At 61.7% G+C, this 18,840-nt stretch carries 8 protein-coding genes; 3 read left to right on the plus strand and 5 right to left on the minus strand.

Translation table 11 applies throughout. The features are described from left to right. Nucleotides 1-4: 4 nt before the first annotated feature. From carB to DSCA_RS16040, 5 genes are all read right to left on the minus strand, one after another. Nucleotides 5-3,271, minus strand: coding sequence for a carbamoyl-phosphate synthase large subunit (gene carB, locus DSCA_RS16020; RefSeq protein ID WP_155317377.1), 3,267 nt, complete (start codon nt 3,269-3,271; stop codon nt 5-7). Nucleotides 3,272-3,391: 120 nt separating this feature from the next. Next, nucleotides 3,392-4,528, minus strand: coding sequence for a glutamine-hydrolyzing carbamoyl-phosphate synthase small subunit (gene carA, locus DSCA_RS16025; protein WP_155317378.1), 1,137 nt, complete (start codon nt 4,526-4,528; stop codon nt 3,392-3,394). Nucleotides 4,529-4,777: 249 nt separating this feature from the next. Beyond that, entirely contained in the window at nt 4,778-7,111 is a 2,334-nt protein-coding gene (locus DSCA_RS16030) for an FAD-dependent oxidoreductase (protein WP_155317379.1), read from the minus strand. Between the two features lie 109 nt (nt 7,112-7,220). Beyond that, nucleotides 7,221-8,855 carry a glutamate synthase-related protein gene (locus tag DSCA_RS16035; RefSeq protein WP_155317380.1) on the minus strand — a complete coding sequence of 545 codons (1,635 nt, stop codon included), beginning with the start codon at nt 8,853-8,855 and terminating at the stop codon, nt 7,221-7,223. Next, nucleotides 8,819-9,949 carry a class II glutamine amidotransferase domain-containing protein gene (locus DSCA_RS16040; RefSeq protein ID WP_155317381.1) on the minus strand — a complete coding sequence of 377 codons (1,131 nt, stop codon included), beginning with the start codon at nt 9,947-9,949 and terminating at the stop codon, nt 8,819-8,821. The genes DSCA_RS16035 and DSCA_RS16040 overlap by 37 nt, the downstream gene beginning before the upstream one ends. Nucleotides 9,950-10,365: 416 nt before the next feature. On the opposite strand from DSCA_RS16040, the gene glnE reads away from it, so the two are divergent. The 3 genes from glnE to DSCA_RS16055 all read left to right on the plus strand — a co-directional run bounded on the left by glnE (nt 10,366) and on the right by DSCA_RS16055 (nt 18,706). Next, nucleotides 10,366-13,278 carry a bifunctional [glutamate--ammonia ligase]-adenylyl-L-tyrosine phosphorylase/[glutamate--ammonia-ligase] adenylyltransferase gene (glnE, locus tag DSCA_RS16045; RefSeq protein ID WP_167527805.1) on the plus strand — a complete coding sequence of 971 codons (2,913 nt, stop codon included), beginning with the start codon at nt 10,366-10,368 and terminating at the stop codon, nt 13,276-13,278. Further along, nucleotides 13,279-16,947: a response regulator gene (locus DSCA_RS16050; RefSeq protein ID WP_155317383.1), complete on the plus strand. Its 3,669-nt coding sequence runs from the start codon at nt 13,279-13,281 to the stop codon at nt 16,945-16,947. 106 nt (nt 16,948-17,053) lie between these two features. Continuing rightward, nucleotides 17,054-18,706, plus strand: a complete 1,653-nt coding sequence (locus DSCA_RS16055; RefSeq protein WP_155317384.1) for a diguanylate cyclase — start codon at nt 17,054-17,056, stop codon at nt 18,704-18,706. Nucleotides 18,707-18,840 lie beyond the last annotated feature (134 nt).

Here is an 18,840-nt window from a genome sequence, read left to right on the forward strand (position 1 = left end):
CCCGCTATCCATGATAGTCCTGGATGGGTTTCACGGTAAAGGGTTTTTCCCGGAGTGCCTCAACGGCCCGGCACACGGCCAGCGCACCGGCGGCCGTCGTGGCGTAGGGCACCTTGAATTTAAGGGCCGCCCGACGGATCGTATAGCCGTCCCGGCGGGGTTCGTCACCGGTACCGGTGTTGATAATCAGCTGGATGCGGCCGTTCTTGATGGCGTCGGCGGCATGGGGGCGCCCCTGGGACACCTTGTTGATCCGTTCCGCCGGGATGCCGCTGGCGGTGAGACGGGACCAGGTCCCGTCGGTGGCCAGAATATCGAATCCCATATCTGCAAATTGGGCTGCCACCGGCAGCATGGCCGTCTTGTCGTCATCACCCACACTGATGAACACCGTTCCGGCCAGGGGCAGGCGCTGGCCGGCGCCCAGCTGCGCCTTGGCATAGGCCCGGCCAAAATCCTTGCCGATGCCCATCACTTCACCGGTGGACTTCATCTCCGGACCCAGGAGGGTATCCACGTCCGGGAACCGGTCAAAGGGCAGCACCGCCTCTTTGACCGACAGGTGCACGGGGACCACTTCCCGGGTAAACCCCAGTTCGGCAAGGGTCTGGCCCAGCATGATCCGGGTGGCCAGCTTGGCCAGCGGAACCCCGGTGGATTTACTGACGAAGGGAATCGTGCGCGACGCCCGGGGGTTGACCTCGATCACAAAAAGCTGGTTGTCCTTGATGGCATACTGAACGTTCATCAGCCCCACCACTTTCAGTTCGGCAGCCATGGCCTTCGTGGCGGCGCTGATCCGGGCGACCATATCGCTGCCGATGCTGATGGGAGGCAGGACACAGGCGGAGTCGCCGCTGTGGACACCGGCGGCCTCGATGTGTTCCATGATGCCACCGATAATGCTGGTGGTCCCGTCGCAGATGGCGTCCACGTCCACTTCCACCGCCGCCTCCAGAAACTTGTCGATGAGCACGGGATGACCCGGGGACGCCAGGATGGCCAGCCGGGTAAAGGTCTCCATATCCCTGGGGTCGTAGACAATCTTCATGGCCCGCCCCCCCAGGACAAAGGAGGGCCGCACGATCACCGGATAGCCGATGGTGTCGGCAATCGTCAGGGCATCGGCAACGGACAGGGCCGTGCCGTTGGCCGGCTGCATGAGGCCCAGCTTCTTGAGCATGGCCTGGAACAGTTCCCGGTCTTCGGCCCGGTCGATGCTTTCCGGCTGGGTGCCCAGGATGGGTACGCCTTCCTGGTAAAGCGGTGTGGAGAGATTCAGCGGGGTCTGCCCGCCGAACTGGACGATCACGCCGTCGGGCTTTTCCTTCTCCACGATATGGAGCACGTCCTCGCGGGTCAACGGCTCGAAGTAGAGCTTGTCCGAGGTGTCGTAATCGGTACTCACCGTTTCCGGGTTGCTGTTGACCATGATGCTCTCCACGCCCAGTTCACGCAGGGCAAAAGAGGCATGGACGCAGCAGTAGTCGAATTCGATGCCCTGGCCGATGCGGTTGGGTCCGCCGCCCAGAATCATGACCTTTTTCCGCTTCGAGACCCGGGCTTCGCACTCGGTTTCGTAGGTGGAATAGTAGTAGGGGGTGGCAGCCCGGAATTCCGCCGCACAGGTGTCCACCAGCTTGTATACCGGCCGGATGCCCATGTCCGTGCGGGCCCGGGCCACCACTTTTTCCGTGACGCCGGTAATATGGGCGATCTGGGCGTCGGAAAAACCGAAGGCCTTGGCGCGGGTCAATTGGTCGGCGCTGAGGGCGGAGAAGCGGGCTTCTTCAGCGCCCTCCCCCGGGCCAGCCGTCTCTGCGGCCTCGATCAGTTCCTGCTCCATGCGGAAAATCTGTTCCAGCTGAAAGAGAAACCAGGGATCGATGGCGGTCGTCTGGTGGATCTCCTCGATGGACATGCCCGCCTGAAGGGCATGACGCAGGTAAAAGATGCGCTGGGAGTTGGGAATGGCCAGTTTCTGTTCGATTTCATCCGGGGTCGGCGGCGCGCCATCAGCTTCCGGGCGGTCCTTACCGTCGGCGCCGAAGCCGAAGCGGCCGATCTCCAGGGACCGCAGCCCCTTCTGGAAGGCTTCTTTGAATGTCCTGCCGATGGCCATGGTTTCACCCACCGATTTCATGGCGGTGGTCAGCAGGTCCGGGGTTTCCGGAAATTTTTCGAAGGTCCAGCGGGGAATCTTGACCACGCAATAGTCCAGGGTCGGCTCGAATGAGGCCAGGGTTTCACCGGTGATGTCGTTGGGGATCTCGTCAAGGGTGTACCCCACGGCCAGCTTGGCGGCAATCTTGGCAATGGGGAACCCGGTGGCCTTGGAAGCCAGGGCGCTGCTCCGGGAGACCCGGGGGTTCATCTCCACGACGATCAGGTCGCCGTTTTTCGGATCGACGGCGAACTGCACGTTGGACCCGCCGGTGTCCACGCCGATCTCGCGCATGATGTCCAGGGACGCGTCGCGCATCCGCTGGTATTCCCTGTCGGTGAGGGTCTGGGCCGGCGCCACGGTAATGGAGTCACCGGTATGCACACCCATGGGGTCCAGGTTCTCGATGGAGCAGATGATCACCACGTTGTCCGCGTGGTCACGCATCACCTCCAACTCATACTCTTTCCACCCCAGCACCGACTGCTCCAGCATCACCTGGCTGGTAAGGCTGGCATCCAGTCCCGATTTGGCTATTTTTTCGAGGTCTTCAGGGTTGTAGGCCACCCCCCCGCCGGTGCCGCCCAGGGTAAAGCTGGGCCGGATGATCAGCGGGAATCCGATCGATTCGGCAATCTCGCGGGCCTCGTCCATGGTATTGGCAATGCCGCTTTCGGGGATACGCAGGCCGATGCGGTTCATGGCGTCGCGGAAGCGGTCCCGGGATTCGGCCTTTTCAATGGCGTCCAAGGAGGCGCCGATGAGTTCCACGCCGAAGGTATCCAGGGTTCCCTGCCGGGCCACCTCGACGGCGGTGTTCAATCCGGTCTGCCCGCCCAGGGTGGGCAGCAGGGCATCGGGGCGCTCTTTCTCGATAATCTTGGCCACCGCCTCGGGAGTGACCGGTTCGATGTAGGTGCGGTCCGCCGTTTCCGGGTCGGTCATGATGGTGGCCGGATTGGAATTGACCAGCACCACTTCGTAGCCCTCCTCTTTCAGGGCCTTGCAGGCCTGCGTCCCGGAGTAGTCGAATTCGCAGGCCTGCCCGATGATGATGGGGCCGGCGCCGATAATCAGAATTTTATGGATGTCCGTGCGTTTGGGCATGTGTGTGGAGACCGAATTTAGCGTGCAGAAGCCAGAATCCAGAAGCGTGGATTTGTCTTCAACGCGTTATAATTTATTTAACAGCAGATATCGGGCTTTTTACGAATCCGTCCATTTTCGTCATTTCGTTTTCATCATGGCCCTGAACTGATCGAACAGGTAAGCCGCATCATGCGGCCCCGGAGATGCCTCCGGGTGGTATTGGACGGAAAAGGCCGGCAACCGGCGGTGGCGGATGCCCTCCACGGTGTTGTCGTTCAGATTGATGTGGGTCACCTCGACCGCATCGGTGCCGAGACTGTCCATGTCGACGGCAAAACCGTGATTCTGGGAGGTGATCTCCACCTTTCCGGTCTTCAGGTTCTTGACCGGCTGGTTGGCCCCCCGATGACCGAATTTCAACTTGTAGGTACGCCCGCCCAGGGCCAGGCCCAGGATCTGGTTGCCCAGGCAGATGCCGAAAATGGGCAGCCGGCCGAGCAGGTCTTTAACGGTCCGGACGCCGTAAACGACCGGTTCCGGATCGCCGGGCCCGTTGGAGAGGAAGAGGCCGTCGGGCGCCGTGGCCAAAATGGCCGAGGCATCGGTTTCGGCCGGCACCACCAGGACCTCGAAACCCACCCGTTCCAGGCAGCGGGCAATGTTGTACTTGAGGCCGAAATCAATGGCCACCACCGAAGGCCGATCCCCCCGGTGCCGCCATACGCGGGCATCCAGTGTCAACTCATCGCCCAGCAATTCGGGCTTGCCGGCGGTCCACCGGTATGCCCGGCGGGTGGTGACCTCCCGGGCCAGGTCCATGCCCACCATGCTGGGAAGGGCATTGGCACGCCGTTTCAGGGATTCGGGATCCAGATCCGTCGTGGAAATGATGGCGCGCATGGCGCCGCCGTTGCGGATGTGGCGGGTCAGGGCCCGCGTATCCAGCCCTTCGACCCCCAGTATGTTCTGGCCGGCAAGGTAGTCGGCCAGGGATTGCGTGGACCGGTAGTTGCTGGGAAAGGGCTGGTACTCCTTGACCAGAAAAGCGGCGACCTGAATCCGCCCGGACTCGACATCTTCGTCGTTGACGCCGTAGTTGCCCACCAGCGGATAGGTCATGGTGACCATCTGGCCGCTGTAGGAGGGGTCGGTAAGCACCTCCTGGTAACCGGTCATGCTGGTGTTGAACACCACCTCGCCGCTGGCTTCACCGGGACCGGTAAAGGACCTGCAGGGGAAGGTGCGGCCGTCCTCGAGTGTCAGTCGTGCTTGCATAGATAACCGTATTGTTTGCGCCGGGCCGGTCGGCCATACGCCGTAAAAAGTTCTGAGGTCAATTACCACATCTGCCCGGCAAATCAAGCCCATTTAGCGGGGTCCCGGGCAGCGGCGCCGAATCCTTGCCCCGCCGCCCGCCGGGGGGCGCAGACAGGGAGAATCACTGTCAAACGAAGGATAACCATCCGATCCGACGGGGAATTGACAGGGAACCGGCACCGGACGTGCTGCATCCGGTCATTGACATTACCCCATGGGGGTATTTTCCACCAGATCCCAGATGCCGCAGGGGCAGGCACCGGCGCAGAATCCACAACCGATACAGCGCTCCGGATCGACCACATACTCGAAGGCCGGCCCTTCCAGGGCCTTGCGGCTGATGGCCGCCTCCGGGCACATGGCCACACAGATGCCGCAGTCCCGGCAACTGCCGCAGGAAGCGCACTGGGACCCGCACTGTTCCATGTCTTCGTACTGAACGATCCGCGGATCCAGGTATTCCAGGGAGATGCGGTTGATGTCGATGACCATCTTGCGATCCGCACCGGGCCGTTTGCCGGCCATGATTTCCGAGATGGTTTCGGCGGCCCGCCGTCCGGCGCCGATGGCGTCGGTGAGCAGGCCGGGCCGCACCACATCGCCGATGGCGTAGACCTTGGGGTTGGACGTCTGGTAATCCTCGTTGACCATCACGAATCCGCGCTCGGTGGCCACGTCGTCGGGCAGGAAATCCAGGTCCGGGGCATCGCCGATGGAGACCACCACCGTGTCGGCGGGAATCAGTTCCCCGCTCTCCAGCTCCACGCCCCGCTCGGTGATCCGACGGGTGAAGACCGGCCAGCGAAACACGGCGCCCACCGACTCGGCGTCTTCACGCTCCTTGCCGAAACTGGCCGGCTCCTGGACGTCCAGCAGGGTGATCTCGCCGGCCCCCAGGCGAGCCGCCTCGGTCGCCACGTCGCAGCCCACGTTGCCGGCACCGATGATCACCACCCGGTTGCCCGGTGAAACGCGGTCATGCTTGGCATCGGTCAGAAAATCCATGGCCGTGATCAACCGTTCCTTGCCCGGAATGGGCAGGGTTCTCGGTTTTTGTGCGCCGGCGGCCAGGATCACAAAATCGTAATCGGCGATCAACTGGATCGTATCCGACCGGCTCAACCGTTGCTGGAGGTGAACGTGGGGGATTGCTTCCGCCGCCCGGGCCAGCTCTTTTTCGACCACGTCGGCGGGGATGCGGCTGCTGGGAATTGCCGAGGCGATCTTTCCGCCCAGGGTCGGGGCGTTATCGAACACCACCGCCTCGTGGCCCATGCGGCGCAGCTGCCAGGCCGTGGAAATCCCGGCGGGTCCGCCGCCGACAACAGCGATGCGCTTGCCGGAAAGGGGCGGAAGCTCAGGCAGGCGTGCATCGATGCTGGCCCGGCCCAGCTGGGATACGTCCACCGGGGTCATGAAGGCCGAGCCCTTGGTACAGGCGGTCATGCAGGGGTGGGGACACAGGTAGCCGCACACGGAAGCCGGAAACGGGGTAAAGGCCAGGGCCAGGTCAACGGCCTCGTCCACCCGTCCCTCGCGGACCAGCCGCCAGCGATCCTGCACGGGAATGCCCGACGGACAGGTGGACTCGCAGGGGGCCTTGAATTTGCGGTTTTCCCAAACGGGGACGAAACGCCGCAGGTTGCCGTGGGTGATCAGGGGAATCGGGCTGCGGTCGATGTCGGTGAGATCACCGACAATGCCGCCCCTGCCCAGTTTGTTATCCCACACATCGCGCCTGAAATCGGCCATGGAACGCCGGCCGACGCTTTTTTTCTCCTGGGGCGACCGGGCGATGATCAACTGCCACGCGTCGCGGACCGCCAGGGTCTCGCGCAGTTCCAGGCGGTCGATGGCCGTCAGAAAACGCTCCAGCCCGTCGACCAGCCATTTCCATGTGTCGTCATCGACGGGCATCATCCTGGCATCGGCATGGCTGAAGCCTTTTTGCGGGCCGCGAAACAGCACCCGCCCCCCCACCATGCCCACCATGGGGCGGTATCCGAGCACATTTTCCGGATTCTGGGCGTCGTGGCCGCAGATCACGGCCACGCCGCCGGCCATGAACTCGGCAAAATAATCCCCGGCGGAGCCCAGCACCCACAACTGGGGTGGTTCAAAGCGGGGGTTGTTCTTGGTCATGGTCATGCCCCGGGCGCCGATATTGCCGGCAACATAGACCTTCCCCTGGGCCATGCCGTTGGCCGCACCGTTGGACGCGTGGCCGTGAACCGTGATCGTCGCACCGGCATTGAGCCAGCCGACGTCGTCCGATACCGGCCCCAGGACGTCAATGGTGGTTCCCGGATACCCCATGGACCCCACCCGCTGGCCGGCATGACCTTTGATCTTCAGGTGCACCGGCTCGCCGCCGGTTTTCCACAGGCGCCCGCCGATACCGTGCTGACCGAAGGCATGAATGGCCAGACTGCGGTGGCCCGCGTCCACGGCCTGCTGAATCTGTTCTTCGAGAACCCGCGAGGCCAGGCGCTCCCCGTCGCGCTTTCCCGTTATATTGAAAGGTTGTCTGTTTTCCGTCATCGCTCGTTCTCCAGTAATAGCAACAACAGGTTTTTAGGCTGCAGGCTGCAGGGAAATCGGATCGGGTCTTTTTCCTACAGCCTAAACCGCTAAAGCCTATCCACCTAATCTAAACCACGTACTTGATATTCAGCCGCTGGGCGGCATGGTAATCGCCGATGCCCAGGGCGTCTGACATGCCGATGGGCAGGGCGGTGGACCGGCCCAGGGGGGCCACGATTTTCTTCAGCTCGGTGTCAAAGGCCAGAAAAAGGTCCACGACGCGTTCGGCCACCTTTTCCACATCCAGGCGGCGGTAGAGCCGGGGATCCTGGGACGTGATGCCCCGTGGACAGCGGCCGATGTTACAGATATTGCACCGGTCCGTCTCCGATCCCAGGCAGCCGGCGGCCGCCTGCATGATGTACTTGCCGGTCTGGACGCCGCTGGCCCCCAGCATGATCAGGGCGGCGGCGTTGGCGGCCAGGTTGCCGCTCTTGCCGACACCGCCGCCGGCAAACAGGGGGATCTCGTTCTGCATGCCCACTTCGACCAGGTTCAGGTAGCCGTCCCGGATGTTGGTGGCGATGGGATGGCCCATGTGGTTCATGGAGACATTGTAGGCCGCGCCGGTGCCCCCGTCCTCACCGTCGATGGCCAGGCCGGCGGCATAGGGGTTGCGCGTCAGGTTGTTAAGCACCGCCATTGCCGTTGAAGTAGCTGAAATTTTTGGATATACAGGCACCCTGAACCCCCAGGCCATGTACATGGACTGGATCATCTTGGCCACGGATTCTTCGATAGAATACTGGGTCTGGTGGGTGGGCGGACTGGGCAGGCTGACCCCCGGCGGCACCCCGCGGATGGCGGCGATAAGCTTGTTCACCTTGTGCCACATCAGCAGTCCGCCGTCGCCGGGCTTGGCACCCTGGCCGTACTTGATCTCGATGGCGCAGGGATCTTCCACCATCTCGGGAATGGCGTGAATGATTTCGTCCCATCCGAAATAGCCGCTGGCGATCTGCAGGATCACGTATTTGAGAAAGGGGCTGCGCAGCAGGCGCGGCGGGCATCCGCCTTCACCGGTGCACATGCGCACCGGCATGCCCAGTTCCTCGTTGAGGTAGGCCACACCCATCTGCAGCCCCTCCCACATGTTGGGGGAAAGTGCACCGAAACTCATACCGCCGATGATCAGGGGATAGATCTCCCGCACCGGTGGAATCCATCCGTTCTCGCTGAGGAACTTCAGGTTCTGCTCCGGAGGCAGCACACGGCCCAGCAGAGTCCGCAGCTCGAATTCATGGCGCCCGGCATCCAGGGCCGGATCCGTGAGCATGGAAATGCGGATGAACTTGATCTGGTCCAGGATGCCGCCGGGGACATTCCGCCGACCGCCGCGGCTGCGGGGCTGACCGCCGCGGTTGATATGATACCGCAGCTTATCCGCCTCGTCCGAACGCATGGGGAGGATGGCATCATTGGGGCAGACCAGGCTGCAGGTGGCACAGCCCACACAGGCATAGGCCGGATCGGTCTTCTGGCGAATACCGTGGTAGACATCGAAGCTGCTGGCGGGGTTGCCGCCGGGTTCGAGGGAAACCGCGATACGCCGCTTGCGGAATACACCCAGCTCGATGGCATTGACCGGGCATACCGCCGTGCAACGGCCGCACAGCGTGCACTTGTCCTTGTGCCAGAGAATCTGCCAGGGCAGATCCTTGACGCTTAGTGTAGAAGGGGTAACGGCTGCGTTTGGCTGCATATGGAAACCTCCTGGCGCTCCGGCCCGACAACGACCGTGTCCAGATGCATGGGTTGAAAATCCTTGCTCTTGTCCCGATCGGGAACCGCGAAATCAAGTCCGCAGATTTCAGAGGAAAAGGCGTATCGTCCGGGCCGGCCGCCCACCACGCCGGGCCGCAGCTTCTTGCGGTCCTGGGCCATGAAAAGGCTGTGATCCGGCAGACACCCGATGACGCAGTTGGGCCCGTCGATAATCAGGCGGCGGCACGACTGCTTGAGCTGCTTCAACAGGCCGGCATTGGGGTGGTCCGCGATCGCGGCATCCTGCAACGGGGTGATGATATGCTTGTAGGCCGAGACATCGAGGCCCAAGCGGGTCTGGGTGTAGTGCAGGATGTGGGTGAACACCTCCGAATCGCTCTGGTAGCCCGTGTAGCCGGGAAAATTGCGCGACAGCAGGAACTCCCGGATGGGGGTGAACGCCGTGCATTCCCCGTTGGTCATGGAGGCGTACCCCTGGATGAAAAACGGGTGGCAGGCATATAGATTGATGGCATAGTTGGTGTTCTGCCGCCCCTGGGCCATGATCACCCGGGCATGCAGTTCCTTGCGGTCCAGGTTCAGATAGTGGGCCACCTGCAGGGGGTCGCCGATCTCCTTGAGCATGATCACATCCGGCCAGAAGGAAAAAACGATCATGTCATGCTTCTCTTCGCCCATGGCCCGCAGCTGAAGACGAATCTCCAGCAGTTTTTCATAGAGGGCGGATTTCGAATAATCATCCCACTCTTCGGGGTATTCATAGGCGCGGATCAGGTAGACGTCCCGCTTGGGAACGCCGGCGGGCTGGTTTTTGGGCACCTTGATGGTGATTTTGTATTTGGTCATGAAGCCGACGTCCATCATAAAGGTATCCAGACGCCGCAGTCCCGCCTCGCTGAATATGCCCGACAGGATGGGCGCGTCCTTGATCTCCTCGAAGGGACCGCCCAGGTCCCGCAGAAACAGGCCGACACCGGATCCGTCGTGGCCTTCCCGCATGACATCCATGGCTTCCATGGCAATCATGGGGGAGACGGGAGTCTCACTGGTCATGGCAAACAGTCGGCACATGGTATTCACACTCCTTTGGTTGCCGAGGGTAAAAAAGGCCGGCATTGACACTGGCAATGCCGGACCCGTAAAAAACGCGAGCTTCTCATACAAAGCAATTTATATACCACCAGGACAAAGCCGTTAAAATCCAATTATATCCCGAACCGTCTGCGCTGCAACACCATTTTTCACACGGCAATTTTTTACATAATTGCAACATTTTTGGCCTTCAAATTACAATTTTGTAGAGTTCATCCCCGAGGCCCGACAGATTCCGTAACCTATCGAAAAAATACTGATCTTGGCATTTTTTTTGAAATCTGATACCCTTCGCCATGCGTGTCGAAAGCCTTTCCATGATGTTTTGAACCGGTGACCGCCGGTCATGCAAGGCACCGTGTTTCCATTTTACAGATAAGGATATGTCTACGATCATGACTGGCTCCCCCTGCGATATTCTGGATCGTTATCAACAGGAGCGATGGACCGCCTTCTGCGACGAAGCCAGGGCCACCGGGATGGCATTCTCCCCCACCTCGGCCGGTGCCAAAGCCCTGGCGGCCACCGTTGGTTTCAGTGAGTTCGTGGCCACCAGCTGCATTCGGCACCCCCGTATGGCCCTGGGCCTGATCGACAGCAACGACCTGTTCAAGCCGGTTGAAGAAATTCACCTGGGCCGCCGTCTGGCGCCCTTGCTCGAATCGGTGGCAGCAGACCATCCGGACGTTCCCCCGGGCGGCCTGCTGCCGCCGCTCGAAGCGGCCCTGCGGGCCTTCCGGCGTCGCGAGATGGTGCGCATCGCCGTAAGGGACATCGCCGGCCTGTGCGATCTCGACGACACCATGGCCGCCCTTTCCGCCCTGGCAGCGGCGACCATCGACGGGGCCCTGGCGCTGTTGTTCGACCGCATGTGCATGATCGACGGCACACCCGAAGATGCTGCCGGCACCGTCCAGCGCCTGGTGGTATTCGGCATGGGCAAGCTGGGTGCGGGCGAACTCAATTTTTCCTCGGATGTGGACCTTATTTTCGCATTTCCGGCCAACGGCGAAACCCGGGGCGGCAGACGCCCCCTGCCCAACGAGGCCTTTTTTACCCGGCTGTGCCGCCACCTGATCCAGGCCATCGGCGAAAACACCGCCGATGGATTCGTCTTTCGGGTGGATACGCGGCTGCGGCCCTATGGCGACGGCGGCCCCCTGGTCATGAGCTTCGACCACATGGAAGATTATTACCAGAACCAGGGGCGCGAGTGGGAGCGCTATGCCCTGATCAAGGCCGCCGTGGTGGCCGGGGACCTGGAGGCCGGCCGGGGGCTGCTCCGGCGGCTTCGGCCATTCGTCTACCGACGATACCTGGATTTCGGGGTGTTCGAATCCCTGCGGGAGATGAAACGCAAAATCACCGCCGAGGTCCGCCGGAAAAAACTGCACGACAACATCAAGCTGGGCAGCGGCGGTATCCGGGAAATCGAATTTTTCGGCCAGATGTTCCAGCTGATCCGGGGCGGCGTCCTGCCGGCCCTCCAGGAGCCGGCCATCCAGACGGTGCTGGACACATTGGCCAGAGAGGGCTTCGTACCCCAGCCGGTTTGCCGGCAGCTCACCGCAGCCTACCGTTTTTTCCGCAACACCGAACACCGGCTTCAGGAGGACAGCGACCAGCAGACCCATGCGCTGCCATCGGACCCCCTCCCGCGCCTGCAACTGGCCCGATCCCTGGGGTTCGAGACCTGGGATGACTATCGGCGGGTCCTGGATGACCATCGGAACCGGGTTCGGTCCCATTTTGACGGGCTGCTGGAACCCGAGGCCCCAACCGCCCCGGATGGGGACGGCGGCGGCAAGGCAGCGGACCTGGCCGATGCCTGGTCCTTGTCGACAACGACCGATGAGCGCCGGCGGATTCTCGAAAGCGCGGGATTCAAGGATGCAGGTGCAGCCGCCCTTCTGGAGGCCTTTAAGTCCGAACCGGCCACCCGGGCCCTGAGCAACGCGGGAAAACACCGTCTGGCCCGGCTGATCCCGCGGGTACTGAGAGCGGCTGGCGAAAGTGACGATCCCGAAACGGTGCTGGGCCGGATGCTTCAGCTGCTCAAACGCATTCAGCAGCGAACCAGCTACCTGTCCCTGCTCCTCGAATACCCCAACGCCCTGTCCCATCTGACCCGGCTGGTCGGGGCCAGCCCATGGATCGCCGCCTTCCTGAGCCGCCATCCGGTATTGCTGGACGAATTGCTGGATCCGCGCACCCTGTATGCGCCTCCCGACCCCGATGCCCTGCATGCCGGACTGGTCCGTCAGATGGCCGCGGTGCCCGATGATGATCCCGAGTACCAGATAGAGGCCCTGTGCATCTTCCGCCAGGTCAACACCCTTCGGGTGGCGGCGTCGGACATCACCAATGTGCTGCCGCTGATGAAGGTCAGCGACCACCTCTCCTGGATTGCCGAAACCATTCTGGACAAGGTGGTGGAAATCTCGTGGAACTATCTGGTGGACAGGCACGGGCACCCGTCCTGCACCCTCGGCGGACAATCGTGCGAGCGGGGCTTTGCCGTCATCGGCTACGGCAAGCTGGGAGGCATCGAACTGGGATACGGGTCGGACCTGGATCTCGTTTTTCTCCACGCGGCCGACCCCGGCGAAACCGAGGGCGGCAAGCGGCCCATCGACAACGCCCATTTTTTTGCCCGGCTGGGCCAGCGGGTGGTCCATATGCTGTCCGCCCACACCACCGCCGGCACCCTGTACGATACCGACATGCGCCTGCGGCCCAACGGCTCCTCGGGGCTGCTGGTCAGCCATGTAAACGGATTCCATCGCTACCAGATGGAGGAGGCCTGGACCTGGGAGCATCAGGCCCTGATCCGGGCCCGGCCCATCGTCGGGGATGCGGTTTTGAAGGAGACCTTTTCCGCGATTCGGCAACAGGTGCTCTGCCAGCACCGGGAAACGGAATCGCTGAAAACAGCGGTCAGGGACATGCGCGAGCGGATGCGTGAAAGCCGGCTTTCAGCCCAACCGGACCAGTTGGACATCAAAGAGGATGCCGGTGCGATGGTCGACATCGAATTTCTGGTCCAATACCTGGTATTGCGGCACGCGTCCAACCATCCGGAAATCACCCGCTGGACGGACAATGTGCGGCTGCTGCAGGCGCTGGCCGAAACCGGCATCGTGGACGGGGTCACGGCCTACCGGCTCAGGCAGGCCTATCTGATTTTCAGGGCCGTCGCTCACCGGCTCAACCTGCAGGAACGGTCCACCCTGGTCGATGGCCGTCGATTCAGGCATCTGCGGGATCTGGTGCGCTCCTTCTGGCAACAGACACTGGGGCCGGAATAAATGCGAGCCCCCCTTTCAGCAAAGCGGATACCCTTCAACCTGGACCTGGTGCTTGGCCGGGGACTGGGCCGCACCCTGCTGCTCAGTTTTTTCGCCCTTGCCATGATCCCCATGCTCCTCGTGGGCGCCTTCAGCGATCACATGGCCGGCACCCACCTGGCCCAGGAAGTCCGCCGGGATATCGGAATCATCGCCGAGTTGAAGCGCCGTCAGCTTCAGGCGTTTTTCGACGAAGGATCGACCGACGCGGACCGCCAGGGCCTTCAACCCGCCACCCCGGCCTTTTTCAACACCATCGACCGGATGCTGGAAATGCCCATGGATGATGGGGCCGGCTCCCGGGTGTATCTGGTCGACGCCCAGGGGCGATGGCAGGCCGGCACCAGCGGGGAGCCTGAATTCAGCAGGAATGCCACCGTAGACACCGACCAGACGCGACGATGGCGGGAAGGCCTGTCCGTCCCGCCGGCTCCGTTTGCCTATGCCGGACCGGGCGGCCATCCGGTCATCGGCACTTTCGCAGAGGTTCGCCTGGGAGAAACCCCTTACGCCCTGATCGTTGAAGTTGACCGGCAGGCCGCTTTCGGCGCCCGCAACCGGTTTCGGGCCATGGTGGCCACCCTTCTTATCCTGACGGGGGTGGGGGCACTGGTGGTGGCCGCGGGCCTGGCACGGTCCATCGTCGGCCCTGTCCGCGATCTTTCTCGAACCGCCCTGATGGTGGCCGCGGGCCGCCTCGACCATGGCCTTGATGTAACTGCCAAAAATGAAATCGGCGAACTGGCGGCCGCATGTGACAACATGATTCGCCATCTTCGGGCGGCCAGGGCGGAAAACGATACCCGGGCGCGGCTCATGTCCGGCCTGGCCAGCCTGCACCAATCGATCAGCGGCGAGCATGATTCCGGAGAACTGTGCCTCAAGACACTTGAATTTCTTTTCGGCTTTCTCGATCTGAGTCAGGCTGATTTTTTCTTCATCAACGATAAAGGAACGTTGGCGTGTATCTGCCGACTCCCCGGCCATGCGGAGGACGAAACCCATCAAACCTTCTATCCGCAGGATGGAGGCAGGGACCAGACGGCCTCGGAAGGCACCATCGTCACGTTGCGAAAGGACCCGGAAACCGGGCAGGCGACGCCGGCTCCCGCAACGGATACGGCCCGTCTGATCGCCGTCCCATTGGTGTTGCAGGGGACGGTCAAAGGGGTGCTGGAGCTGGAAAAAACGGAAGGGTTCCATCGATGGGAGTACCGGTTCCTGGAAACGGCGGCCGATGTCATCGCCGTGGCCCTCAACGCCGCCTTGATAGGGCAGCAGGAAGCGGCCCTGCTGGAGCGGACCCGGAAACAGGCCGAAAAATTGCAGGTACGGGAGGCGGCGCTGGAGGAAAAAACCGGAGAACTCAAGGACCAGCGCCGGGCCTTTCGCACGTCCGAGCATAAGCTTCAGCTCAAACAGCTGGAGTTGGAGGCGGCCAACGCACAGATGGTGAAAAACGCGTCCGACCTGGAAGCGCACATGGCCATCCTGGAAAAACAAAAGCGGGATATGGAGAACCAGAACACCGAGCTGGAAAAGGCCCACCGGGAACTGGAAGACAAAGCCCGGCAGCTTGAAGCCACCAGCCGCTACAAAACGGAATTCATGGCCAACATGTCCCATGAGCTCAGAACACCGCTCAACAGCATCCTGCTGCTCTCCCGGCTGCTTATGGAAAACAAGGAGAACACCCTGACCGTCAAGCAATCCCAATTTGCCCAGACCATCCATTCGGCCGGTGACGACCTGCTCAACCTGATCAACGAAATCCTGGATCTGGCCAAGGTGGAATCGGGAAAAATGGAAGTCGTCCACCGGGCCGTTCGGATTCAGTCCATCGTCCATGCCATGCAGGTAAGCTTTTCCCCCCTGGCCGAACAAAGCGGTGTCGCCTTTACCACCCACGTGGCACCGGACGTACCGGGTCAAGTGTTCACCGACCGCAAGCGTATCGAACAGATTATCAAAAATTTTCTTTCCAATGCCTTCAAGTTCACCCCCACGGGCACCATCCGCCTGGAGATTGCCGTCGATCCCGACGTCTCCGTCTGCAGGAATCCCGGAGACAGGCCGATCAGCAAATGCCTGGATATCAGTGTCGTGGATACCGGAATCGGCATACCCGCGGCCAAGCACCGGATGGTGTTCGAAGCCTTCCAGCAGGTGGACGGCTCCACCCGGCGCAAATACGGGGGGACGGGGCTGGGCCTGTCCATCTCAAGGGAACTGGCCCGGCTGCTGGGCGGTGAGATCACCCTGGAGAGCGAAGCGGGACAGGGCAGCCGCTTTACCCTTCACCTGCCCCTGAACGACCAGATAGACGAAACGCCGGCAGTGGTTCCAACCGAAACGAAAAGGCAGGCGCCCCGCCCCCCCATTGAAGGAGGATCCCGGTCGGATCGCGTCGAGGCGTCCGCCGCGCCGGAACCGGTTCCGGACGATCGCAGGCGGCTGTCCCCCGGTGACGAAAGCATTCTGATCATCGACGCAACCTCCGGAACGACCGAGCCCATCAAGGCGTTTGCCCACCGCAACGACTACCCGGTGCTGGTCGCCGAGCAGGTTCAAACCGGCCTCCATTTCGCCGACTATTATCTTCCGTCTGCCATTTTTGCCAGCCTGCAGTTGCCCGGTGCCCGGGGATGGGCCCTGATCCGCCGGCTCAAGGCCAATCCCCGGACGTGGCACACGCCCGTTTTCACCCTGTCGCCCCGGGAAGACGGCCTTGCTGCCGCGTTTCACGGGGCGGCAGGCCATGTGATCGAGCCGGTCACGGTCAGCAGTTTGCAGGCCGCCTTTCACCGGATCGAACGATTGCGTTCAATGAAAGACCGGACGGTTCTGGCGCTGGCTCCGGCCCCGGACCATTTCGCCCGGATCACGGAGGCTGTGGGCGTGGCGCCGATCAGGATTATCCCGGCGACCACCGCTGCCGAATGCCAGGCGGCCCTCGGCGTTCACAGCGTGCAGGCGGTGATCGTGCATGCGGCCATGGAACCCACCGAACCGCAGCGTTTTTTAACCGGTATGCGGAATCATCCGACACCGGTGATCCTCTTCTCCGATGGCCCCCCGCCCCCCTTTTGCCGAACCGCTGCCGGTCAATATGCAGGGCAGGTGAACCTCGAAACCGTCGAAACACCCGACCAATTGCTGCTGGCACTGGTTCTGCGGCTTCACCTGCCGCCCGAGGCGTTGAACCGCCCTCATCGCGACCGCCTGCAGGCCCTGGACCGCCGCCGGCCGGCATTCGAGGGCCGCCAGGTGCTCCTTGTGGATGACGATATGCGCACGGTATTTGCCGTTTCCAACGTTCTGGAAGACCAGGGGGCCACCGTCGTCACCGGCAAGACCGGAAAGGAAAGTCTTGACAAACTGGACGGTTTTCCAGACATTGATCTCATTCTCATGGATGTGATGATAGCCGAAGTGGACGGATACCGGGCCATACGTGAGATTCGAAACCGGAAGCGCTTCCGGACCCTTCCCATTATCGCCCTGACGGCCAAAGCCATGAAAGGGGACCGGTCCAAATGCATCGCGGCCGGGGCCGACGACTACCTGGCCAAACCGGTGAATCTGGACAAATTGACGTCCATGCTGAGAATATGGCTTGACCCCCAATAGGCCGCTCGGAAACCTGTCGCCAGGGAGTGCCTGTCCAGACACTGAAATAGCTGGCTTTAAAAAGCCACTGCCGACCTTCCACCCAAACATCCGCCGGACGCAATTTATGCCAACCGATGAACTCATAGAAATTCTGGTCGTGGACGACAGGCCCGAAAACCTGCTGGCCATCGAAGGGGTCCTCGACCGGCCGGACCTGTCCATTATCACCGCCACGTCAGGCAACGAGGCCCTGGGTCTGGTCCTGGAGCACACCTTCGCCCTGATCCTTCTGGATGTCCAGATGCCGGGCATGGACGGTTTCGAGGTGGCGGAACTGATGCGGGGAAGCGAAAAAACCCGCCATATCCCCATCATCTTCCTCACGGCCATCAGCAAGGAAGAGACCCACGTCTTCACCGGTTATGAAAAAGGCGCGGTGGATTACCTGTTCAAACCGCTGGATCCACTGATCCTGAGAAGCAAGGTTAACGTCTTCGTCGAATTGTTCCGGCAGCGCAAGGAACTCCAGCAGAGCAATTCGGAGCTGAGCCAGACCGTCAGGGAGTTGGAAGCGGTCAACCGGCAGATAAGGGAACAGCAGGAATCGGTCATTGAAGAGGAACGCCTCAAGGTCCTCTTGCAGATGGCCGGTGCCACGGCCCACGAACTGAACCAGCCGCTGATGGTCCTGATGGGAAACGTTCAATTGATGGAAATGGACGGCGATATTCCCGAGCATCTGGCCGCCCGGGTCGAAAAAATCGTCGAGGCGGCCAACCGTATCTCCAGCATCGTAAAAAAAATCCAGACCCTTCGCCACGACGAACCCCGGACTTACGCCGGTGGAAAAACCATTCTCAATCTGGACCAGAAGGTGTCGATCCTCTCCGTCGAGGACAAGGACAGGGATTTCGCCAAGGTCAAACGCATCCTTCAGGATCACCGGCAGTTGAAACTGACCCGGACAAAGTCCATCGAAGACGCCTTCGAACGGCTGGAAAAGGACCGCTTCGATCTCATTTTTCTGGATTACATGCTCCCCGACGGCACCGGCCTGGATTTCCTCGAGGCCATCAACAGCAAAGGGGTGGAGACACCGGTGGTGGTCATTACCGGCCAGGGAGACGAACTCATCGCATCCCGGATCATCCAGGCCGGGGCTTACGACTACCTGCCCAAGGCCAATGTAAGCGGCAAGGCGCTGCTGCGCATCATCTCCAATGCCCTGGAAAAAGCCGGGTTGAAGCGGGAGATGCGCATGGCCCAGGAAAAGCTGGCAGAGATGTCCGTTCGCGATGAACTGACCGGCATGTTCAACCGTCGCTATTTCCAGGAAGCGCTGGAACGGGAAATCTCCGGGGCCGAGCGCTACGGCCACGGACTGGCCCTGTGCATGATCGACCTGGACCATTTCAAACAGGTCAACGACACCCACGGCCATCTTTGCGGAGACCGGGTGCTCCGGGAATTCGGGCGGCTGCTGGACAGCAGCATACGCAAATACGATGTCGGTTGCCGTTTTGGCGGCGAGGAGTTTACCGTGATCCTGCCGGACACGACGTTGGAAAAGGCCGTGTTACTGTGCGAGCGGTTCAGGGAGCGGGTAAAAGCCCATGAATTCACCTACGAGGGGCTGGTTCTTCGCATCACCACCAGCGTCGGCGTCGCCGCCCGGCCGAACGGCGGTGAGACCACCGGTAAACAGCTGGTGGAACTGGCCGACAAAGCCCTTTACCGGGCCAAAAGCCAGGGCCGGGACCAGGTGGTCGCCATCTGATCAGAGGGCGTACGCCTGAAAAAAGCAAAATGCCGGCAGATGGCCCGAGCCATGGCATCGGCCCCTGATACACCCAAATGATGACTCGCCAAAAAAATGCCGGGGCTTCCTGTTTCCGAAGACCCGGCATCGTT

Source organism: Desulfosarcina alkanivorans (assembly GCF_009688945.1).
GTDB classification, from domain to species: Bacteria; Desulfobacterota; Desulfobacteria; order Desulfobacterales; family Desulfosarcinaceae; genus Desulfosarcina; species Desulfosarcina alkanivorans.